The organism is Rhizobium gallicum bv. gallicum R602sp (assembly GCF_000816845.1).
Taxonomy (GTDB): domain Bacteria; phylum Pseudomonadota; class Alphaproteobacteria; order Rhizobiales; family Rhizobiaceae; genus Rhizobium; species Rhizobium gallicum.
In genome coordinates this window covers 3553474-3575307 of record NZ_CP006877.1, presented here as the reverse complement: position 1 = coordinate 3575307, position 21834 = coordinate 3553474, and the positions used below count along the sequence as shown (strand labels likewise).

Below are 21834 nucleotides of genomic sequence, written 5' to 3'. Positions count from 1 at the left end.
GAGGAAAAGCCATGTCCCGCATCGCCATTCTCGTTCCAGGGAAGATACACGAGCGTGTTCTTGCGACCTTGAAGGACCGTTTCGAAGTTGTCGCGGTCGAAAAAAGCGAGACGTTGGAACTCGACGCTGAAACCGCAAACCGCATTCGCGGCGCGGCCGTCAGCGGCGCGTTTCCCGGCAGTTGGATGGATCAGCTGCCGAGCCTTGAGGTGATCGCGAGCTTCGGCGTCGGCTATGACGCCGTGGACGTCAGGCATGCTGCGGAAAAAGGAGTGGTCGTCACCAACACACCGGATGTATTGAACGACGAGGTCGCCGATACGGCGATCGGCCTGCTGCTCAACACCGTCCGCGAGCTGCCGCGGGCGGAGAACTGGCTGCGTGAGGGCCACTGGACGCCGGGTTCGGCCTATCCATTATCGCGCTTTTCCTTAAAAGGAAGGCATGTTGGTCTCTACGGCCTCGGGCGCATCGGCCAAGAGATCGCCAAGCGCCTCGAACCGTTCAAGGTGAAAATCAGCTATCACACACGCACGAACCATCCAGATATCGCCTATGATTATCACCCGACGCTGAAAGGTCTCGCCGACGCTGTCGATACGTTGATTGCGATCGTTCCGAAGACGCCTCACACCCACAAGACGATCGATGCGGAGATCCTTTCCGCACTCGGCCCCGATGGCATTCTGATCAATGTCGGCCGAGGCTGGACGGTGGATGAAGCAGCGCTCGTTTGGGCGCTGAAGAGCGGCGCACTCGGCGCTGCGGGCCTTGATGTCTTCTACGGCGAGCCGGTGGTCCCGGCGGAACTCTTCAGCTTGCCGAATGCGGTGCTGCTGCCGCACGTCGCCTCCGCCTCGATCCCGACGCGCAACGCGATGGCCGATCTTGTTGCCGCCAATCTGATCGAATGGTTTGAGAAGGGCAGGCCGCTAACCGCGGTGCCGGAGACGCCTTCGGCAAGGTAAGTGCTCAGTCAACGATGCGCCGCGCCATAACGACATCATCGATTTCTTCGCCGTCGTGAATAATTCCGCCCGGAATTCGCCCGACTTGGCTGAAGCCCTCGCGCTCGTAGAAGCGGATTGCGGGCGGGTTCTGCGCGCTTACGGCCAGCTCCAGCTGTCTGATGCCGACCGCTCGAGCGTGCCCGGTCAGTCGTTGCAGTAGCGCCGAAGCGGCGCCCAAACCGCGAAAGCTCTTATGCACATAAACCATAATAATCGTGGCACGATGGGCCATCTTGCTCGATTGCTGCCGCATCAGGCCCATCATGCCAACTGGTTTTTCTCGGTGGAATGCCACAAACACTGCATTGTTCGTGAGGCGGTGACGCCATTCTTCGTTTGTTAGGCTCTCCCAATCGGCGGCGGTGCTCGCATAGGCCGCGGGCTCGGTCTGCAGCGCCTCCAAGCGGATTTGCCGAAAAGCCTCAATATCCTCGGGGCCGAGGAGCCGTATATTGATCTGCCCGCCGTGAGCCACTGTCGATACCTGTCGTTCTGCCGTGCAACCGGAGCGCCTAAGCCTTAACCTTCATGGAGACATTCTTATTCGCCGCATATTCCCTTGCCGCGTCCCCGAATGCCGCAAAGATCTGGTTCGAGGGCTTGTCGGTTTCGGCCCAGTATTCCGGATGCCACTGCACGCCGACGGCAAAAGCTTTGGCGTCGATGACGGAAACGGCTTCGATCGTCCCGTCTTCGGCGATCGCCTCCACCTGTAGGCGAGGCGCCGTCTTGGCGATTGCCTGACGGTGCAGCGAGTTCACGAGGACTTCGCCCGGACCGATGATGCGGGCGATGCAGGAGCCTTCCTTGACGAAAACGCTCTGGCGGATAGCATACATTCCGTCGCGATCGACATCGGCTGGCTTTCTGTGGTCCCAGATGCCCTCCTGCTCGTGGATTTCACTGGCAAGGGAACCGCCGAGCGCGACGTTCAGCTCCTGTATGCCGCGGCAGATCGCCAGCAGCGGGATGGCTCGATCGATTGCACGGCGGATGAGGGGTAGGGCCGTTGCATCACGCGCGGGGTCGAAGGGGCCATCGCTCTCGCGGGCCTCGGCAGCGTAGAGCGATGGGTGGACGTTGCTCGCGGAGCCCGAAACCAGCAGTCCATCCACTCGGTCAAGGATTGCGTCAGTGTCATAACCTTTCTCGAACGCAGGAATGATGAAGGCCATCACGCCCGCAGCGTTCAGCGCCGCGCGTACATATTGATGCTGGACGGCATGCCAGTCGGCGCCATCGAGGGTGCGGGTATCGGCAGGAACGGCGACGATCGGCTTCATCATTTTTGGTCCGGAAAGCTCTCGATTCTTCTATTGTGAAAACCGAGATCGGCCTCAAAGTCAACTTCTCGGCGCAATGGCAGGCCAAATTGCGGCGATCTGCGCCATTCAAAGCATAGAGACCTTGCTAAACTGCTGATTTTCGATGGAAACACGTCATTCGCCAAATTGCTGCCGTGATGCCAAAGTCTGATCGACTAAAGCTTGAAACACACGCGGCCGCATGCTTAGCTCGCCTCCATTGCTGCGGGCAGGGATGAAATTGTCCGCGCATGCCATCTGTACGGGAGGTTTTTGATGGATCGTCGTTCGTTTATTAAGAAGGCTGGAACTGCTGGGGCAGGTGCCGTTGCGGCAAGCGCACTCGCCGCGCCGGCGATCGCGCAGGAGAATCCGAAAATTTCGTGGCGCATGACTTCTTCGTTCCCGAAGAGCCTGGACACGATCTTTGGCGGTGCGGAAGATATCGCCAATCAAGTCGCCGACGCGACCAACGGTGCCTTCAAGATCCAGCCTTTTGCAGCCGGTGAAATCGTGCCCGGCCTGCAGGCGGCCGACGCCGTGAGCTCGGGTACCGTTGAATGCTGCCACACCTGCTCGTACTATTTCGTCGGCAAGGATCCGACCTATGCAATCGGCACGGCCATTCCCTTCGGCCTCAACGCCCGTCTCACCAACGCCTGGTTCTTCGAGGGCAATGGCATCAACCTGATGAACGAATTTTATGCCACCCAGGGCATGTTCGGTCTTCCGGCCGGCAATACCGGCGTCCAGATGGGTGGCTGGTTCCGCAAGGAAATCAATACGCTGGATGACCTCAAGGGCGTCAAGATGCGTATCGCCGGTCTTGCCGGGCGCGTCATGGAAAAGCTCGGTGTCATCCCGCAGCAGATTGCCGGCGGTGATATCTATCCGGCGCTCGAAAAGGGCACGATCGACGCGTCGGAGTGGGTCGGTCCCTATGACGACTTGAAGCTCGGCCTGCACAAAGTCGCCAAGTACTACTACTATCCGGGCTTCTGGGAAGGCGGTCCGGCGATCCACGCTTTCTTCAATCTCGAAAAGTGGAACAGTCTGCCAAAGCACTACCAGACGATCCTCGCCGACGCCTGCACCTATTCCAATACCAGGATGATGGCGAAATACGATATGAAGAACCCTTCAGCGCTAAAGCAGCTCGTCGCCGAAGGTGCGACGCTGCGTCCCTTCAGCCAGGAAATTCTTGAAGCCGCGTTCCAGGCTTCAACCGGTCTCTATGGCGAGCTCTCGGCTTCAAATCCATCTTTCAAGAAGATCTATGACGACCAGACCGCATTCAAGCGTGATGCTTACCTCTGGATGCAGCTCTCGGAATATACGTTTGACACGTTCATGATGATCCAGCAGCGATCGGGCAAGCTCTAGGCGGCTTCCCCGTCTGCGCGTTCATCGCATCGCCAACAGAAGCCCCGGATGGAAATCCGGGGCTTCTTCATTGTGCGCCCGGGAAGATCAACGAGGACAAGAGCTCGGTTTCCAGCGTGCTTGGCCGCAAGTTCCTCCGCTTCAGCCTCTGGGTGGCTCCGGGTGGTGCCGCTCAAGGCGTTCAAGCGTCGCATCCGGCAACTGACCCGCCGTTCGGGCGGGCGCAGTATGCAAGAAGTGGCCGAACGCCTGCGCGTCTACGTCCTGGGTTGGAAGGCCTACTTCCGGCTGGCGCAAATCCCTCGGGTCTTCAAGGAACGGGGGGAATGGATCGGCACCGGGTGCAGTCAAAACGACCGTCCCCTATGCCGATTGAATTCAATTGATCTTTGGAGGTTGGCTGAGATCCGGTGGCGGTGCTGGTTGTGCCGGATTGGCCGGTGCGGGCGTCGCAGGGGCTGGCTGCTGACCGGGCAGACCGTTCAGTGGCGGCAGGGTGAGACCGGGGATCTGTGGTGTACTGCCACCGCCAGGCGCGGGCGGCAGCGAGAGCTGATTGCCGCCGAATCCCGGTATTTCGATCTTGATCGTGTTGAGGTCCACGGCCGGACCCTTGTTCAGCCAGTAGGTCACTGATTGCGGCCAGAAGATCACGATCGCAACGAGGATGAGCTGCATGACGACCCATGGGATCGCGCCCATGTAGATATCCCGTGTCTTCACGTCACGACTGGCGATGGAACGCAGATAAAACAGCGCGAAGCCGAAGGGCGGGTGCATGAAGCTCGTCTGCATGTTCACGCAGATAAGCACGCCAAACCAGATCAGATCGATACCGAGCGCCGAAGCGACGGGTGCCAGCATCGGAATGACGATGAAGGCGATTTCGAAGAAATCGAGGAAGAAGGCGAGGACGAAGATGAAGAGGTTGACGAAGATCAGGAAGCCGACCGGACCGCCGGGGATGCCGGACAGCATGTGCTCGATCCAACGCGAACCATCCATGCCCTGAAATACGAGGCTGAAGCAAGTCGAGCCGATCAAGATCATCACCACCATCGAGGTGATATGCATCGTCGATGTCATAGCTTCGCGGACCAGCGGCCAGGTCAAACGCCGGTGGAGCGCTGCAAGCACGATCGCGCCCACGACCCCGAGGGCGCCGGCTTCCGTTGGCGTCGCAAGCCCCATGAAGATCGTGCCGAGCACGAGGAAAATGAGGATTATGGAAGGCACCATGCCGGCCAGTACCTTCATCAGCAGTGCCCAGTTGAACTCGCCGCGCACCTCCTTCGGCAGCGGCGGCATCAAGCCTGGCCGGAAGATGGACAGGAACAGGATGAAGCCAAGGAAGATCGCGACCTGCAGGATTGAAGGGCCGATGGCGCCGAGATACATGTCCCCGACTGATCTGCCGAGCTGGTCGGCGAGAACGACGAGCACGAGGGAGGGCGGGATGACCTGGGTGATCGTGCCCGACGCGGCGATGACGCCGGTCGCCAACCGCGGATTGTAGCCGTAGCGCAGCATGATCGGCAGCGAGATCACGCCCATGGTGATGACCGATGCCGCGACCGTGCCGGTGATGGCGCCGAGAACAGCGCCGACGAGGATGACGGCGTAGGCGAGACCACCAGGAACGGCGCCGAACAGCTTGCCGGTTCCCTCGAGCAGATCCTCCGCAAGGCCACACCTTTCCAGAATGGCGCCCATGAAGGTGAAGAAGGGGATGGCGAGCAGCAGGTCGTTGGAAACGATGCCGAACACGCGAAGGGGCAGGGCCTGCAGGAAGGCCTCGCTGAAATGGCCGGTTGCTATGCCGATGACCCCGAAGAAAAGTCCGACGGACGCGAGCGAAAACGCGACCGGAAAGCCGTAGAGCATGAAGATGACCATGCCCAGAAACATCGCCGGTGGAATGATACCGAAGTCAAACAAGTCCGTTCCTCCCGGAGAGCTTTATTGCAGAGGCTTTTCGTATTTCGTTTCGAGCTGGATGTAGCCGCGCACCGCGGCGATCCTCTTGATGAGTTCCGAAATGCCCTGCAGCACCAGGAGTGCGAAACCTGCAAAAAGTATAAGCTTGACCGGCCAGCGGATGAGCCCTCCGGCATTGGCGGAGATCTCGCCCTGCTGGAAGGCGATCACGAAATAGGGCCAGCACAGGAAAGCCAGGAAGGCGCAGGCCGGGATCAGGAAAACGATCAAACCGATGATATCGATCCAGATTCTGGCCTTGTCGGAAACCGATCCGTAGATTAGGTCGACGCGCACGTGCTCATTGTTGCGAAGCGTATGAGCCGCCCCGAGCACGACGACGTAGGCGAAGAGATACCATTGTATCTCCAGCCAACCATTCGAGCTGTAATTGAAGAGATAGCGGACGATTGCATTGCCGGCGCTGATGAAGCAGCACAAAAGCACCATGTAATCCGCGATTTTCCCTATGAATTGGCTGATGCTGTCGATCAGCCGGCTGACGCTTAGAAACGCCGGCATGCCTTTCCCCTTACTCTGCCTTTGCGGCAAGTTCTCACTTTTGAAATTTGTGTAAACTACGGTTTCCGAAATTGAAAGAATAAACGGCCGTATAGGATTTTAGTCGTAGACTTTGCGTGCGGCGGTTTAGATGCTGGCTGTACAACCGGCAACTTAAGCGCGGATCATTTTTCCATGAACTTCACTTCATAGCTGTGAAATTCGCCGTTAATCTTGAAATTCCCTCTTGGGTTTTAGAAAAAACAACCAAATGGATAGGGTCAAGGCAATCAATTTTTAAAAGGTTCCCCGTATCATCCCCGCGCACAGGGAAAGTATGGATGAAACCACATAACCCGAACAGGGTTCCGATCGACGTGTATCTGTCGTTTGTGAGTTCTCTTTCTGGGAACCGCATGACGCTGCTCGCCGGCGTCATCGTGCATGTGGCAACTTTCCTGGCGGTTGCAGCCAAAACACAGTCTTCCATCTATGTGCTGCTGTCGGCTGCCGCCCTCCTGGTCTTTTGCGTCCGCATGCTCACCTTCCGGCGGTTCGATCGTGTGGAAAAAGAGAAACTGTCGCGCGCCGGCATCGAGCGATGGGAGCGTGTTCTCGTTGCCGGTGCAGCCTGCACTACAGCCATCCTCGGCATCGGCAGCGGCTATGCCATCTTCGTCGTGCATGATTCCTTCGCAGAGCTTGCCTGCATTTCCGTCACCATGGCGACCATGGTTTCCGTCGTCGGCCGCAACTACGGCTCGCGGCTGGCAGTTGACCTGCAGACTTTCTCCTGCTGCCTGCCGATGATCGTCTGCAGCCTGATGGCGCTGGATTTCTATCGCGGCATTCTCTCTATCTTCCTTATTCCCTTCTGGCTGACGACGCGCGCGATGGCGAACGGCGTGCGCGAGTTCCTTTATGAGAATGTCATTGCTCACAGGCAGATCTCTCTGATTGCCGATCGTTTCGATACCGCGCTCAACAATATGCCCCACGGTCTCGTGATGGTCGATCAGTCGAACCGTATCCAGGTGATCAACCGGAAGGCCTGCGAGCTTCTAAAGATCGGCGATCCGGACCGGTTAAAGGATCGCGACCTCGGTGCCGTCCTGCGTTACGGCGCGCGCTACAGCTTCATGGATGCCTCGCAACCGGAATTGATCCTGCGGCAGCTGACACAGGTTGCCGAGGAAGGCCTATCGCGAACCCTGATCCATTTTCCTGAAAGCCTATCGCTGGAATTTTCCGCGAAGCGTCGTGCCGACGGCGGCGCCGTTCTGATCTTCGAGGATGTGTCGAGCCGCGTGAAGGCGGAGCAGAAGATCCTGCATATGGTCCGCTTCGATGCTCTGACCGGCCTGCCGAACCGAGAATATTTCGGTCATCTCGTAAAGGAATATATCGAGCGCCACCCGAAAAGGCGTGGGCCGCTTGGTTTCATGGTCCTCGACATCGACGAGTTCAAGCACGTTAACGACATGCGCGGCCACATCACCGGCGATCACCTGCTCTGCGCGATCGCGGCGCGGATCAAGGACGAAGCAGGCAATGCCATCGTCGGTCGCCTCATGGGCGACCAGTTCGTCATATTCTTCCCGCATGCCAAGAACAACGAAGCGCTCGACGCCGAAATCCGCCGGATGCATGCCGACATTCAGGGCAATTATGAAGTGGACGAGGTCACGTTCTTGGTGTCGCTCAGCGCCGGCTACGCGACCCTCGAAAGCAATGCATTTGCAATGGAGGAGTGGAGCATCAAAGCGGACCTCGCCCTCTTTGAAAGCAAATCACGACTGCGCGGCGGCATCACCGGCTTCGAACACGAAATGGATGGCCGCTACATCGAGCAGCAGAAGCTGAAAGCGGACTTGCGCGAAGCGGTGGCTGCGGGCGCGCTCAGCGTCGCGTTTCAACCGATGTTCAAAGCCGATGGGACACGCATCGAATGCGCCGAGGCGCTGGCGCGCTGGGTCCACCCGGAAAAAGGCGCCATTCCGCCGGACGTTTTCATCCGCCTCGCCGAAGAGATGGGCATCATATCGGACATCACGCGGTTCATTCTTTTCAAGGCCTGCAGCGAATGCATGACCTGGCCCGACCACATCGCGATATCGGTCAATCTCTCGGCACGCGACCTGCGTGACAACGATATCCTCGCCGTCGTTTCGGAAGCACTTTCAACATCCGGCCTCAAGGCGTCGCGGCTGCATCTGGAAATTACAGAAAGTTGTCTCATCGACGAGCCTGCGGCGGTGCGCGCCATCCTCGCCGAATTGCGCTCCCACGGCATCACCATAGCGATCGACGACTTCGGCACGGGCTTCTCCAGCCTCAGCTATCTCGACACGTTGCCGCTCGATATCGTCAAGATCGATCGCTCCTTCGTTCGCAATATCGCGGAAGACACGCGCCGTCTGAAGCTTTTGTGCGGTACTGTAAATCTCGCCCGCGAGCTCGGGCTCAAGATCGTCATCGAGGGTGTGGAAACTGTTGAGCAACTGGCATTGCTCAACAAACATCGCAGCGCGGATCTCGTGCAGGGCTATGTCTTTTCTCCGCCGGTCCCCTCAAAGGAGATCGGCATCCTTTCGCAAGCACTCAGCCGTCGTGTCACCCAGCGCCGCCGCAGCAAGGTCGCCTGAGCCCTCGTTGCCGCCATCGCAACAAGAGCCCCGTTAACCTTAATAATTCAAATACGTCAGAAACTTTTGATATTTCTTGCTCTTTGCGCGGCCAGATATGATTAATGGCCCGTTAACGGCGGGAACATCAATGGCGTCAATCCCCTTGAATACAAGTGACTTTTCAAGAAAGCTTCTCGAAATTCTGGACCATGTCGAATATCGCCGCATCGAAAGCAGCGAGGACATGGAGGATGTCGAACGGTTGCGATGGAAGGCCTACAAGGCCCATGATGTGCTGGCGCTTGCACCAAAAGGGCTGTTGGACGAAACCGATTTCGACAGCCATGCTTATGTCTTCGGTCTTTACTATTACGGCGAACTGGTCAGCACGGTCCGACTTCACTATGTAACGCCGGACCATCGCGTCAGCCAGTCCGCCGGCGCCTTTCCTGAGGCGATGGATTCGCTTCTGGATGCAGGGCTGACCTTGATCGATCCGGCGCGCTTTGCGGCCGATCCGGAACTGACCGCCGACCTGTCGTGGATTCCCTACCTGACGCTGAGGCCAAGCATCGTTGCGGCGGCGCATTTCCGTGCTGACCGCGTTCTTCAGTTTTGCCGGCCCCCGCATGCCGCTTTCTACAAGCGGGTCTTTTATGCAGATACCATCGTGCCCGGCCGGCTTGCGAAGAATTACGGAATCGACATGACGCTGATGGCGACGAATGTGATCGAGGTTGGCCGAAAGCTTCTGACGCGCTATCCCTTCTTTATTTCCAGCGCCAGCGAACAGCGCATGATGTTTTCCCGCGGCCCCGACAGCAGGCTGCCATCGCTCACCATCATCCCGACCGCTCGCTTCGTGCCGGAGGGCCAGTTCGGCACCGATCTGCCGCTCTGAGGCCGCGCTCCTGAAATGCCGCAAAGCGTACCGGCTGCGGCATTCTCATGCATTGCGCTTTTCCCAGGCTTTGTGTAAGCCCTGAATGGGATTATGGCATTCAGGGAGACGAAATTTCATGGCCGAAGAACACAACGGATCCGTCGAAGTCGGCGCGCCGATGGACTACAAAGAACATGAACAAACCTACAGTCTGTTCATTTCGGCTGCGAAATACGGCACGATTTTCCTCATCGCCCTGCTGCTTGGCATGACGGCCGGTTTTTTCACCAGCAGCGGCTTTCTCGGCGGCCTGCTGGTTTTTCTCATCATCTTCGTTGCCGGCATCGTCTTGCTGCGCTGACCTGCAGCTGGCGAGGAACGGCATTTCCAATTTTTGAATAGGTGCTTGGCCTGAGCGGTGAGCCCGCGGTGGTTTGGCTGACCCGGAGGAGGGGCAGTTGGGCAGTATCGTTTTCATTACAAAAGAATCGATCGGTTCCGAGACACGCGTTGCGGCGTCTGCCGAAACCGTGAAGAAGATGAGGAACCTCGGCTTCGACATCATGGTCGAGGCAGGTGCTGGGGTTTTGTCGCGCATACCGGACAGCGAATTTGAGGCTGCAGGGGCGCGGATCGGCTCGGTTGGCGATGCGGCAGGCGCGGATGTGGTGCTCAAAGTGCGCCGCCCGACGGAGGCGGAGATTGCCGGCTACAAGAGCGGCGCGGTCGTCATCGCGATCATGGATCCCTACGGAAACGATGAGGCGATTGCCGCGATGGCGAAGGCAGGGCTTTCAGCCTTCGCGATGGAACTGATGCCGCGCATTACGCGCGCCCAGTCCATGGATGTTCTTTCCTCACAGGCAAATCTCGCCGGCTATCAGGCTGTCATTGAAGCGGCGTCCGTCTATGATCGCGCCCTGCCGATGATGATGACGGCCGCCGGCACCGTTCCGGCCGCCAAGGTCTTCGTGATGGGTGCAGGCGTGGCAGGCCTCCAGGCGATTGCGACGGCGCGCCGCCTCGGCGCTGCGGTCTCGGCCACCGACGTTCGCCCCGCTGCCAAGGAACAGGTCGCCTCGCTCGGCGCCAAGTTCATCGCCGTTGAAGACGAGGAGTTCAAGGCAGCGGAGACGGCGGGCGGCTACGCCAAGGAAATGTCCAAGGAATACCAGGCGAAGCAGGCAGCCCTCGTTGCCGAGCATATCGCCAAGCAGGACATCGTCATCACCACGGCACTGATCCCCGGACGCCCTGCGCCGAAGCTCGTATCGCGCCAGATGCTGGCTTCGATGAAGCCCGGCGCCGTTGCCGTCGATCTTGCGGTCGAGCGTGGCGGCAATATCGAGGGCGTGGTTGCCGACGAGGTCGTCGATGTCGAAGACGTCAAGGTGATCGGTTTCACCAACCTGCCGGGCCGGGTCGCCGCCAGCGCTTCGGCGCTCTATGCCAAGAACCTCGTCACCTTCCTCGAGACGATGCTCAACAAGGAGACGAAGAGCGTCGTCCTCAACCTCGACGACGAACTCATCAAAGCGACCATGCTGACCTATGCAGGCGATGTCGTGCATCCGGCATTCGGCGGGACGAAGAAGGGGATAGCTGATGGCCAGTGAAGCAATGGAAAAGGCGCTGCAGCAGCTTGACCAGGCGGTCAACGCAGTCGTGGCGGCGGCCGCGCAGGCACCGGATGCGGCAAGTGCGGCAACGGGTGGGGCGATCGATCCCTTCGTTTTCCAGTTCGCGATCTTCGTGCTGGCGATCTTCGTCGGTTATTACGTCGTCTGGTCGGTGACGCCGGCGCTGCATACGCCGCTGATGGCCGTCACCAACGCCATCTCTTCAGTCATCGTCGTCGGCGCGCTGCTTGCAGTCGGCATTTCGGCAAGCGGGCTTGCGACCGGTTTCGGCTTCGTCGCGCTCGTTCTCGTCTCGGTCAACATCTTCGGCGGTTTCCTCGTCACGCAGCGCATGCTGGCGATGTACCGCAAGAAGGACAAGTGAGGCCGGACGAATGACCAATATCGCAGCTTTCCTCTATCTCGTCTGCGGCGTGCTTTTCATCCTGGCACTGCGCGGCCTCTCCCATCCGGCCACCAGCCGCAAGGGCAATCTCTACGGCATGATCGGCATGGGGATGGCGATCCTCACGACGCTGGTGCTGGCAACGCCTTCTTTTGCCGGCTTCGTGCTGATCGTGCTCGCACTGGCGATCGGCGGCGGGGCGGGGGCCTATATCGCCCGCGTCATCCCGATGACCTCGATGCCGCAGCTGGTGGCGGGCTTCCACTCGTTGGTCGGCCTTGCCGCCGTGCTGGTTGCTGCGTCTGCGCTTTATACACCGGCCTCCTTCGGCATCGGCGATATCGGCTCGATCCATGGCGAGGCGCGTATCGAGATGGCGATCGGCGCGGCAATCGGGGCGCTTACCTTTACCGGCTCGATCATCGCTTTTCTCAAGCTTGACGGGCGCATGTCCGGCAAGCCGATCCTGCTTCCCTTCCGGCATATCATCAACATCGCGCTTTTGGTGCTGATCGTCTTCTTCATCATCGGGCTGGCGGCAACCGAAAGCCATTTCGATTTCTGGGCGGTCGTGGCGCTTTCGCTGGCGCTCGGCGTGCTGCTGATCGTGCCGATCGGGGGCGCCGACATGCCGGTCGTCGTCTCCATGCTGAACTCCTATTCGGGATGGGCGGCAGCCGGTATCGGTTTCACGCTCGGCAATCTCGCTCTGATCATCACCGGCGCGCTGGTCGGCTCTTCGGGTGCGATCCTGTCCTACATCATGTGCAAGGGCATGAACCGCTCGTTCATATCCGTCATTCTCGGCGGCTTCGGTGGCGAGACCTCCGCAGGGGCTGCGGACAATTCCGACAAGACCGTCAAGCTCGGCTCGGCAGAGGATGCCGCCTATCTGATGGCAAACGCTTCCAAGGTCATTATCGTGCCGGGCTACGGCATGGCGGTTGCCCAGGCGCAGCACGCGCTTCGCGAGATGGCCGACAATCTCAAGAAGGCCGGCGTCGAGGTCAAATACGCAATTCATCCGGTCGCCGGCCGCATGCCCGGCCACATGAACGTGCTGCTGGCCGAAGCGAACGTGCCTTATGACGAGGTCTTCGAACTCGAAGACGTCAACTCCGACTTCGGCCAAGCCGATGTCGCTTATGTCATCGGGGCCAACGACGTCACCAATCCAGCCGCGCGCGATGACAAGACCTCGCCGATCTACGGCATGCCGATCCTCGATGTCGACAGGGCCAAGACCTGCCTCTTTGTCAAGCGTTCGCTCGGCTCCGGCTATGCCGGCATCGACAATACGCTGTTCTACAAGGATGGCACGATGATGCTGCTCGGTGATGCAAAGAAGGTCACAGAGGAGATCAACAAAGCAATCGGCCACTGAGCCAAGGCACGGCTCCGAGCCGGGCTTTTATTGCAAGCGACGCCAGGCGAAGAAAAAGGCCCGCCGAAGCGAGCCTTTTTCCATCTCCGCCGACCTATGTCAGATAGCAGCGGGCGCCAGCGTCATTTTCTCCACGCCGATCGCGAGATTGAGGCCCTCCTGGGCCTGCACATTCAGCGGCTGCAGCATGAAAGCCTTGTTGGTGCCACCGGCGATCACCTTAGCACCGGCACCCGCGCCAAGGCTGGCATCGGCGCCGATCCCGTAGTATTCACCGGCAAGTGCAAATTCCGGAATGTTTGTGCCGGTCTTGGCAAGAACCTGCCAGATCATAACGCTTTTGCCGGTCTCGCCGATATCCAGGCCAAATTTCTCGATCCTGCCGGCGTAGACGGCTTTCGGGCCGCCTCCGGCAGGCGTGTAGGTGCAGATCAGATTCTTCTGCGAAGTGATAATCAGCCCCTGACCGCCTTCCGATCCGCAGACCAGACGGCCGAGGCTGATATAGTTCGCAGCGCCTGCCGGGCTTGCAAAGACTGCTGCCGCCGCCGTTGCTGCGATCATGATGTGCTTGAACATGGCCGTTCTCCTTTCGGATGACCTATCGGAAACGAATTGGTTCTTTTGATTGTTCCGGCCGTTATTCGCGCTCGAGCGCGCTTCGCGGTGCTGTCAGGGTCCAGATCAGGCCCTGCGGCAGGTAGTCTACCTGCACCGATCCGCGGAAGGCTGCTGCGGCATGCGTCTTGATGACAGTGGTTCCAAAGCCGGAGCGGGACGGTGTAGCGACCTCGGGACCGTTCCGTTCCTCCCAGATAAAACGGATTATTGCCTCGGACTGATCCTCGACCTGGATATTCGACCAGGAGAAGGAGACGCGGCCCTGCGGCACCGAAAGCGCACCGTATTTCACCGAATTGGTAGCCAGTTCATGCAGCGTCAGGCCGAGGTTCTGGACCGCCTCCGGCTTGACCACAAAATCCTCTCCGGAAATCTCAAGCTGTTCTGCCGCCTGCGGGAAGGCCTCCAGATGAATGTCGATGACCCGGCGGAGCGAGGCACCGGACCATTGCTCGCTTGTCAAAAGCTCGATCGAACGGACGAGCCCGTCGAGGCGATTGGAAACGGCCGACTGGAAGCCTTCGACGCTGTCGGCCTGTTTGGCGAGTTGGCGCATCATCGCCTGGGCGAGCGTGAGCAGGTTCTTCGTTCGATGCACGAGCTCATGCATTATGAAATGCAGACGGTCTTCCGTCTGGCTGCGATCGAACGAGGCATTGGACAGGGCAACGGCGACCTGGTTTGCCTCGATGACGCTGGTATCGATCGGCGCTACGATTTGGCCCTCGCCCATGCTGCTTGCCATGTCGGCTATATCGCGGATCGTAGTGCGCACCTGCCGCGCCACGGCATAGGCCGCGAGCACGGCGACCAGAAGCAATGCGATGCCGCCGACGATCAGGAAACGCCATGTCGTGAGGATCGATGCCTGCGCCGTGGCAACCGGTCCCCAGACCACCGTTTTCCAGGACCAGCCGGGAATTTGGGCATAACCGAGGAGTTCATTCGGCAGAATATCCTGGTCCTCGAAGACGCCGCGCGAAGCGATAAGCGACGGCAGGATACGCTTGTCGAACGGCGTTCCGGGGGCAATGCTTGCCATGCCGCTCGAAGCCACCACGTGGCCGCCCTGATCGATCACCGCAGCCGACCAACCCGACGCAAGCCCTTCGGTCGTGACAAGTCTGGCGAGGTCCTTGGCGTTCTGGGTGACGATCAGGGCCGCGACTCGACCTGCATCCAGCGGCATCGTGACATTGTAGACCCACTCGCCGCTTGTCGCTCCCTTGAAGACGTCGGATGCTTCGATACGGCCGGACTCGATGGCCGATTTCATCGCTGGGATATTGGCTGTCTTGCTGAGCGGCGTGCCGAAATCAAGGCGCGTGTTCAGTAGCTGCTGACCGCTTCGATCGACGGCTATCACGTAGAGTGTATCGCCGCGCAGGGCCGTTTCGGTCCGCTCATGAAACGAGGCGAAGTCGTTGTTCTCGAGTTCGGGCGAGGTTGAGAGCAGACGAAGTGTCGTCGCCATGTCCTGCAACTGTCGGTCAATAGAGCGAGACAGGGTCAGCGCGTCTTGCGCCGTCTCGCGCCGCAGCGTCGTCCGCTGATTGTCCTCGAGCTGTAGAAGCAGGAGTGTGACGAAGGCAAAGATCGGCACGGCGATCGAGACCGCCATGGCAACCAGATAGGTGCCGATCGATGCCTTGGGAAACAGCCGCGTGCGCAGACTCATGGGCATAATCTTTGCAGGCTTTCGAGGGCGAATGGCCCGGCCGGATTTTCGCAAACAGTTACGAAAGCAAAAAACTGCATCGCCGTCAGTGCCCTCAACGCGTTCGGATTCCCGATAGCCTGCTATCGAAGCAGCGATATGTTAGGGGCAGGGGAAAGTGGTTGCAACACACTAAAACATGCTGACGGCAGAATTGTAATGGTCATACAATTGTGCCGTCAGGCGAACCGGGAGAGCCGAAATGATCGAAGGCTTGCCTCAGTTGCGCCTGACAGAATCTCGTTTGCCGCCAGCGTGCCGACCAACGGAGCAAGCGTCACGCCGGAATGCATAACGGCGATATAAAGGCCGCCGATGCCGCAATTGCCGATGATCGGGAAGCCGTCTCGCGGCGTCGGGCGATATCCGAGAGTGACGAAATCCATTGTCAGCGCGTCGCTTTCCAAAAGGCTGGCTTTGACCTTCGCAAAGAGAGCGGCCGCGGTCGCCTGGCGGTCTTCGCCCGGATCGCCGCCGCCGAAGTCGCTGCCCGCGATGATGCGTCCTTCGGTCGTCTGGCGCATATGCAGTTCCGTCGCAATCACCAGGCCGTTCAGCCGTTTCTCGAACGGGCGGGAGTGGACGATCAGGCCGGGGGGCGCGTCAATCGGCAGCGTAATCCCGGCTGACGCGGCTATGGGAATGGATCCTGCGCCGCAAGCGAGGACGACATGATCCGCATCGATCAGGCCTTGCGACGTCACCACGCCGGCAATGTGATCTCCGCTGCGGATGAGGCTGCGAACAGCAGCGCCGATGAATTTCGCGCCTCGCGCTTCGGCATCCGCCAGCATCATGCGCGCGGCTGCGACCGGCTCGACTGCGCCTTCCTCAGCGACAGCGAGGGCGAAATCGGGCGCATTACTAAGATAGGGTTCGCGGCGAGCGATCTCACTGCGCTCGATGCGGTTGATTCCGTAGCCCCAGCCGCCGTGCTCCTTCGCGTAAGCTTCGAGTTGATCGCGGGGCAGGTCCCAGCAGATGCCGCCGCACCAGGAAAGCGGCAGGCCCGGAAGCTCCGCAGCGAGCCGCTTCCACTCCGCCATCGAGCGGCGCCGAAAGTGAAAGTAGAATTCGGGGTTTCCCCAGCTGGCATTGATCCAGGCGAAGGAATTGGGTGTTGCGACGCCGCCGGTTTCTTCGGCGATGACCGTCACGGCGGCACCGGCCTTCGCCAAATGCCAGGCGATCGAGGCGCCTATGATACCGGCGCCGACGACGATCACATGCCGTTTCGCCGCCATCGCTATTTTCTCCGTGATCTGCAGACATTAGCCGCTGGTTGCAGCGCCAACTCGGGCCAGGCCGTCGCGGGCCGGCTGGTATTTCGGGTCGAGGCCGATCGCGTGGCGATAGGAACGGGCCGCCTTCTCCTTGTCACCGCGGCGCTCATAGACGAGCGCCTGGTTGGCCCAGGATTCGGCGATGTTGCCGTTGAGCTCGATCGCATGGTTGAAGTCGGCGAAGGCATTGTCGTCGTCGTTCAGCGCGATATAGGAAATGCCACGACCGTTATAGGGCTCGGCCGAATTCGGTGACAGCGAGATCGCCTTAGAGAAATCGTCGATCGCTTTGTCCTGCTGATTGCGCTTCTGGAAAATCAGGCCACGATTGTGATAAGCGCGGCCATCCGTCGTGCCGAGCTGGATCGCGCGGGCGAAATCGTTGAATGCCGCATCGTCCTGGCTGGCCTGGCGATAGACGTTGCCGCGACCGATATAGGCGACGTCGTAGCTCGGGTTGATCTGCAGCGCGGCGTTGTAGTCGGCGATCGCCTGTTGCTGCTGGCCCATATTGCGATAGACGAGCGCGCGGTTGGCATAGGCCTGGAAGAAGCGCGGATTGATCTGCAGGGCGGTATTGAAATCGTTCAGCGCGGCCTTGAACTGACCGGCACGGCCGTAGGCCGAGCCTCGGACGTTATATGCTTCCGGATCACGCGGATTGGAATTGATCACCGAGGTCAACGAGGCAATGTTCTCTTCGGAACCCTGAGCCTTGTCGAGGCGGATCACAGCATCGGAGGTGTTGTCGGTCTGGCAACCGGCAAGGCCGATTGCGGCAAGGACTGCAAGCACCGGCAAGAGCGTCGCTTTCGGCGCGCGCAAGGACCGGAGCGAGGTGAACAAGAAATCAGCCATTCGTGCGCTTCCCCCATGCGTCATATCCGGGGGCAATCGGATATGCGATCTTCAGCAAAAACAAAAAGGCGGCGGCGACACGTAATCGCCCCCGCCAACATGCATCTGAAAACGTCGAAATAACGACGGCACCGTTTAGCGTGCGACCAGACCTTCGCGCTGTGCCCGCTTGCGAGCCAGCTTGCGAACGCGGCGAACAGCTTCGGCCTTCTCGCGGGCGCGCTTCTGCGACGGCTTCTCGTAGTAGTCGCGCATCTTCATTTCGCGGAAAATGCCTTCGCGCTGCATCTTCTTCTTGAGAGCGCGGAGAGCCTGATCGACATTGTTATCGCGGACGAGTACCTGCACGAGAATCACGTTCCTTTGGTTTTGGTTGACACCAGCGGCGGCACAGCGCCAGGGCAAAATTATACGCTTCGCGCGGCCGGAGCCTTGCGATTGGTGATGCGGGATAACAGATCGATGTCACGAAGTCCAGACTGATATGGCGATGTGCAGAAAAAATGGCGGATAAGCCTTCCACCTGCCTGGCGGATGCGGTGCTCAGAAATGCATTTGCTATTGCGGTATGCAGAAATACCCCTATATATGAGCCTATCGAATATTGCTTGTGGCCTTTGTCACGCGCTGAGCGCTCTGTCAGATTTCCTCTCAACTCTCGATAAGAGCCGGCGAATATTTCCCGGCAGTGCAGCGATTGAAAGGAGATCGTTCATGAATTCAGGCACAGTTAAGTGGTTCAATAGCGCCAAGGGCTTTGGCTTTATTCAGCCGGACGATGGTTCGACCGACGTATTTGTCCACATTTCCGCCGTGGAGCGTGCCGGCTTGAGCGCGTTGTCCGACGGGCAGAAGGTACGCTACGATCTCGTCCGGGACAAAAAGTCCGGCAAGAACGCAGCGGATAATCTTCAGGCCGCGTGATTTGTCATTTGCCACGGCTGACCACGGATGTACTGGCAGCAGGCTGAATGACGGGGAGAGGTCGGGTAAAACGCCCGGCCTTTTTGACATTTTGAAAAGAGCACCGTGATGCCAAAGCCGAACTATAAGGCAAAGCCGACCTATAAAATAGGTGACTTTGTCGTGCTGAAGTCCGGTCTCACCCGAACAGCCACTGCCGACAGGCGATGCGAGGTCGTTGGCATCCTGCCGAACGACCATGGACATGTACAGTACCGTGTTCGCTTCGAGGCCGAGAACTTCGAGCGCAGGATAACAGCGCTTGATATCGATGCGACCGAATCCCCGCCGCGGATTTCAGGCGCTCAGGTAGCCCAAACTTCCAATGCCGAGCCTTGGCTGAAGACGTCCAGCATCAAGGTTCGAAAGTAACGCCTCCCCTCGTTAACGATACGGCATACCATTGCCGCGAAAGGATAAGATTTTGCAAGTTCTCGTCAGGGACAACAATGTCGACCAGGCTCTTCGCGTTCTCAAGAAGAAGATGCAGCGCGAAGGTCTGTTTCGTGAAATGAAGGCGCGCAGCGCCTATGAAAAGCCATCCGAGAAGCGCGCCCGCGAAAAGGGCGAAGCTATCCGCCGTCAGCGGAAACTCGCGCGCAAGAAGATGCAGCGCGAAGGTTTGCTGCCGATGCCCAAAAAGGCCGCAAACACACGTTGAGTGTCGCTTGCGAGCGTGGTTTTCAAAATCGCGAACCATCCAAGGAAAAGTGAATGACTGCCACAAAGGACGCATTCTTCAACGCCACGAAGATGTCGGCCCGCGACAAGGCGGAAGCCACGGATCACACGGCGCGGGCGATTATTGCAGACGAAGCAAAACTGCGTGAAAAAAAGACGGAGAAGCTGAAAGCCCTCCGTCTGCAGCGGCAGGCCGAAGCTGAGCCCGAACTTCCGGCTCCGAAAAGGAAGCGCAAGGTTTCAGTCAAGTCGGCCGGCCAATAGGTCCATTGCAAAACGTGGTCCTTCCTCGGACCGCGGCTGCCTGTCTGATTCCCACGTGCTCCAACACAATCTCTCTTTATGCTGCATGCCAGCTCTGCGACAGGATGGCGTTCGTCGCTAAAGCGGCGTAGCCTTTCTTCGCTGCTCAGCGGCTTGCAGCGTAGGGGGCGCCATCGGTTCATGACACGCGCGCAGCAAATCGGTGTCATCATCGGCTTGGCGATTGTTGCCGTGCTCACGCTGCTGCGGGCCAGCGATCCACAGCTGCTGCGATTAATCCGCGATGTGACCTTCGACGAATACCAGCGCGTATCGCCGCGGTCCTTCGAAGAGCTGCCGGTTCGGGTAATCGATATTGACGAGGCATCGCTGCGCGAATTCGGGCAGTGGCCGTGGCCGAGAGACAGGCTGGCTCTGCTCGTCGACAGGCTGTCCGAGATGGGTGCGGCCGCGATCGCTTTCGACATTCTCTTTGCCGAGCCGGACCGGCTTTCGCCACGGACTGTCGTCGGCAATGTGCCTGGCATCGATCCGTCGCTGCTGTCGCAATTGCCGGACAATGACGAGATTTTCGCCGATAGTATTGCCGATAAGCCTGTCGTGCTCGGCTTCGGCTTGACCAACGAGGGAACCTATCGCCCCTCCGTCAAGGCAGGCTTCGCCTTCACCGGCGAGAGTCCCGTCGGCGCGCCCCCGCATATCAATGCCGCAACGCCGTTACGTCCGCGCCTTGAAGCGAACGCCGCCGGCATCGGTCATATCAGTCTCAATCCGGGTAGCTCTTCGTCGGTCGTGCGGGCAGTTCCGTTGTTTCTGACGGATGGGGAGCAGCTTTATCCGAACCTGGCCCTGGAGGCGCTGCGTGTTGCGCAGGGTGTCTCGACCTATGTGTTGGCGGGCGCGCCGGATGCAGCCGGCGTCATGGTCTCAGTCAAGACAGGCGATTTTGTCGTCCCCGTGACGGCGGCGGGCGAGCTGTGGCTTTATGTCAGCCCCGACCGCGCGGAGAGATATGTCTCCGCGCGGCATGTGCTCGCAGAAGAAGGTGCCTCGGCAAAAGTCAGCGCGGCGATAAACGGAAGTATCGTCTTTATCGGCACATCGGCGGCGGGGCTGCAGGATATCCGCGTCACGGCGCTTGGAGAGAATGTGCCGGGGGTTTCGCTGCACGCGCAGACCCTCGAGCAGATTTTGAACGGCCGCTATCTGTCGCGGCCGGATTGGGCGGATGGCCTGGAGATATTCGCCATTGCAGTGCTTGGCAGCCTTTTGGTGATACTGACGACCTTCGTCAGCCCGGCGGTGGCCCTGGCCTGTGGTTTGGCCATTACTGCGCTTGCTGTTGTCGCCTCGTGGCTCTGCTTTTCCTACGCCGGGCTTCTTTTCGATCCGCTGGCCCCGATCATCAGCGGATCAGTGACACATTTCGCCGCGACGTCGTTCCGCATCCTGGTGATCGACCGGGAAAGGCGCGAGGTTCGCCGCGCCTTCGGGCAATATCTGTCACCGTCGCTTCTCTATCGTATCGAGCATACGCGCGACGCACTGCGCCTTGGCGGCGACGATCGGCAACTGACGGTCATGTTCGTCGACGTGCGTCATTTCACCGAAATCAGTGAGCGGCTTCCGCCGACGGCCGTCGTCGGGTTCCTGAACACGCTGCTCGACGCGCTGAGCCGCCATGTCGTCGCCAATGAGGGTACGCTCGACAAGTTCATCGGCGACTCGATCATGGCCTTCTGGAATGCGCCAGTCGATGTTGCCGATCACGAGACGAAGGCGGTGCGCGCTGCTCTGGCCATGCGGGAAACGCTTGGCGAGCTCAATGCTGCCGATGCCTTCGGCTTTGGCAAGGATCAGCCGGTGGGCATCGGCATCGGCATCCATACCGGCGTTGCCTGTGTGGGAAATATGGGAGCCGAATCGCGCTTCAATTACTCCGCCGTCGGCGATGCCGTGAACGTTGCTGCGCGGATCGAATCCTCCTGCAAGGACATCGGCTTTGATATTCTGATTTCGGAGGACACAGCGCGGCTGCAGTTAGGTGCTGCGCTGCTTGAGGCGGGCACCATCGGCCTGAAGGGAAAGAGCAGCCGGACGCGCCTATTCGCCGTCGTCGGGGATGAGCGCGTGATGCAATCGGTCGAATTTGCAGAGCTGCGGCAGCTCCACCATCAGCTTGTCGAGGCATTTCGCTCGCGCTCGCCCGACACGCGCAGGATCGTCAGTGCCATCAGGTTGAAGACCAAAATGATCGCCGGCCTGGCAGAATTTTATCGCCGGATTTCCCGCAGGGCCGATCATTTCCGTGATGAACCGATTTCTGAGGAAGCGCGCCCAGCAGAATGACGGA

Annotated in this window: 22 protein-coding genes and 1 pseudogene; 14 read left to right on the top strand and 9 right to left on the bottom strand. The window is 59.4% G+C overall.

The window, feature by feature from the left end; genetic code table 11:
* The first annotated feature begins 11 nt into the window (after positions 1–11).
* The gene (locus RGR602_RS17535; RefSeq protein ID WP_039846133.1) at positions 12–968 is read left to right on the top strand and encodes a 2-hydroxyacid dehydrogenase; all 957 of its coding nucleotides are present in this window, start codon (positions 12–14) and stop codon (positions 966–968) included.
* 4 nt (positions 969–972) lie between these two features.
* On the opposite strand, the gene RGR602_RS17530 is transcribed toward RGR602_RS17535, so the two are convergent.
* Positions 973–1485: a GNAT family N-acetyltransferase gene (locus tag RGR602_RS17530; RefSeq protein ID WP_063855996.1), complete on the bottom strand. Its 513-nt coding sequence runs from the start codon at positions 1483–1485 to the stop codon at positions 973–975.
* A gap of 37 nt (positions 1486–1522) precedes the next feature.
* Positions 1523–2296: a gamma-glutamyl-gamma-aminobutyrate hydrolase family protein gene (locus RGR602_RS17525; protein WP_039846132.1), complete on the bottom strand. Its 774-nt coding sequence runs from the start codon at positions 2294–2296 to the stop codon at positions 1523–1525.
* 294 nt (positions 2297–2590) lie between these two features.
* On the opposite strand from RGR602_RS17525, the gene RGR602_RS17520 reads away from it, so the two are divergent.
* Entirely contained in the window at positions 2591–3697 is a 1107-nt protein-coding gene (locus tag RGR602_RS17520) for a TRAP transporter substrate-binding protein (RefSeq protein ID WP_039846131.1), read from the top strand.
* Positions 3698–3745: 48 nt separating this feature from the next.
* A pseudogene (locus RGR602_RS39440) lies at positions 3746–3970 on the top strand (group II intron maturase-specific domain-containing protein); the annotation flags it as partial.
* Between the two features lie 105 nt (positions 3971–4075).
* Here RGR602_RS39440 and RGR602_RS17515 read toward each other — a convergent pair.
* The gene (locus RGR602_RS17515; RefSeq protein WP_039846130.1) at positions 4076–5635 is read right to left on the bottom strand and encodes a TRAP transporter large permease; all 1560 of its coding nucleotides are present in this window, start codon (positions 5633–5635) and stop codon (positions 4076–4078) included.
* Between the two features lie 21 nt (positions 5636–5656).
* Entirely contained in the window at positions 5657–6196 is a 540-nt protein-coding gene (locus RGR602_RS17510) for a TRAP transporter small permease subunit (RefSeq protein WP_039846129.1), read from the bottom strand.
* Positions 6197–6516: 320 nt separating this feature from the next.
* Here RGR602_RS17510 and RGR602_RS17505 point away from each other — a divergent pair, with 320 nt between their 5' ends.
* The 6 genes from RGR602_RS17505 (at position 6517) to RGR602_RS17480 (ending at position 13094) form a co-directional block, all read left to right on the top strand.
* On the top strand, positions 6517–8820 hold the full coding sequence (locus RGR602_RS17505; protein WP_039846128.1) for a putative bifunctional diguanylate cyclase/phosphodiesterase: 2304 nt from the start codon (positions 6517–6519) through the stop codon (positions 8818–8820).
* A gap of 130 nt (positions 8821–8950) precedes the next feature.
* Entirely contained in the window at positions 8951–9703 is a 753-nt protein-coding gene (locus tag RGR602_RS17500; RefSeq protein ID WP_039846127.1) for an N-acyl amino acid synthase FeeM domain-containing protein, read from the top strand.
* 118 nt (positions 9704–9821) lie between these two features.
* Positions 9822–10046, top strand: a complete 225-nt coding sequence (locus RGR602_RS17495) for an aa3-type cytochrome c oxidase subunit IV (RefSeq protein ID WP_039846126.1) — start codon at positions 9822–9824, stop codon at positions 10044–10046.
* Positions 10047–10143: 97 nt separating this feature from the next.
* On the top strand, positions 10144–11301 hold the full coding sequence (locus tag RGR602_RS17490) for a Re/Si-specific NAD(P)(+) transhydrogenase subunit alpha (protein ID WP_039846125.1): 1158 nt from the start codon (positions 10144–10146) through the stop codon (positions 11299–11301).
* Positions 11291–11689, top strand: coding sequence for a proton-translocating transhydrogenase family protein (locus RGR602_RS17485; protein WP_039846124.1), 399 nt, complete (start codon positions 11291–11293; stop codon positions 11687–11689). Before RGR602_RS17490 ends, RGR602_RS17485 begins: the two co-directional genes overlap by 11 nt.
* A 10-nt stretch (positions 11690–11699) precedes the next feature.
* Positions 11700–13094, top strand: a complete 1395-nt coding sequence (locus RGR602_RS17480) for an NAD(P)(+) transhydrogenase (Re/Si-specific) subunit beta (RefSeq protein WP_039846123.1) — start codon at positions 11700–11702, stop codon at positions 13092–13094.
* 99 nt (positions 13095–13193) lie between these two features.
* Here the strand turns inward: RGR602_RS17480 and RGR602_RS17475 are convergent, their stop codons facing one another.
* The 5 genes from RGR602_RS17475 to rpsU (RGR602_RS17455) form a co-directional block, all read right to left on the bottom strand.
* Positions 13194–13673, bottom strand: a complete 480-nt coding sequence (locus RGR602_RS17475) for a DUF992 domain-containing protein (RefSeq protein WP_039846122.1) — start codon at positions 13671–13673, stop codon at positions 13194–13196.
* Positions 13674–13734: 61 nt separating this feature from the next.
* Positions 13735–15393, bottom strand: a complete 1659-nt coding sequence (locus tag RGR602_RS17470; RefSeq protein WP_039846121.1) for a sensor histidine kinase — start codon at positions 15391–15393, stop codon at positions 13735–13737.
* A gap of 218 nt (positions 15394–15611) precedes the next feature.
* The gene (locus tag RGR602_RS17465) at positions 15612–16676 is read right to left on the bottom strand and encodes an NAD(P)/FAD-dependent oxidoreductase (protein ID WP_039846120.1); all 1065 of its coding nucleotides are present in this window, start codon (positions 16674–16676) and stop codon (positions 15612–15614) included.
* A 27-nt stretch (positions 16677–16703) separates the two neighbouring features.
* The gene (locus RGR602_RS17460) at positions 16704–17573 is read right to left on the bottom strand and encodes a tetratricopeptide repeat protein (RefSeq protein ID WP_039846119.1); all 870 of its coding nucleotides are present in this window, start codon (positions 17571–17573) and stop codon (positions 16704–16706) included.
* 135 nt (positions 17574–17708) lie between these two features.
* Positions 17709–17921, bottom strand: coding sequence for a 30S ribosomal protein S21 (gene rpsU / locus RGR602_RS17455; protein ID WP_003585885.1), 213 nt, complete (start codon positions 17919–17921; stop codon positions 17709–17711).
* Positions 17922–18287: 366 nt separating this feature from the next.
* On the opposite strand from rpsU (RGR602_RS17455), the gene RGR602_RS17450 reads away from it, so the two are divergent.
* From RGR602_RS17450 to RGR602_RS17430, 5 genes are all read left to right on the top strand, one after another.
* Positions 18288–18497 (top strand): cold-shock protein, encoded by a 210-nt coding sequence (locus RGR602_RS17450; RefSeq protein WP_039846118.1) that lies wholly within the window; start codon positions 18288–18290, stop codon positions 18495–18497.
* Positions 18498–18605: 108 nt separating this feature from the next.
* A complete protein-coding gene (locus tag RGR602_RS17445; protein WP_039846117.1) occupies positions 18606–18908 on the top strand; it encodes a hypothetical protein in 303 nt (100 codons plus the stop codon).
* Between the two features lie 52 nt (positions 18909–18960).
* Positions 18961–19197 (top strand): 30S ribosomal protein S21, encoded by a 237-nt coding sequence (gene rpsU / locus RGR602_RS17440; RefSeq protein WP_022715889.1) that lies wholly within the window; start codon positions 18961–18963, stop codon positions 19195–19197.
* Between the two features lie 53 nt (positions 19198–19250).
* Positions 19251–19481 (top strand): hypothetical protein, encoded by a 231-nt coding sequence (locus RGR602_RS17435; protein ID WP_039846116.1) that lies wholly within the window; start codon positions 19251–19253, stop codon positions 19479–19481.
* Between the two features lie 180 nt (positions 19482–19661).
* On the top strand, positions 19662–21830 hold the full coding sequence (locus tag RGR602_RS17430; RefSeq protein ID WP_039846115.1) for a CHASE2 domain-containing protein: 2169 nt from the start codon (positions 19662–19664) through the stop codon (positions 21828–21830).
* The last annotated feature ends 4 nt before the right edge of the window (positions 21831–21834 follow it).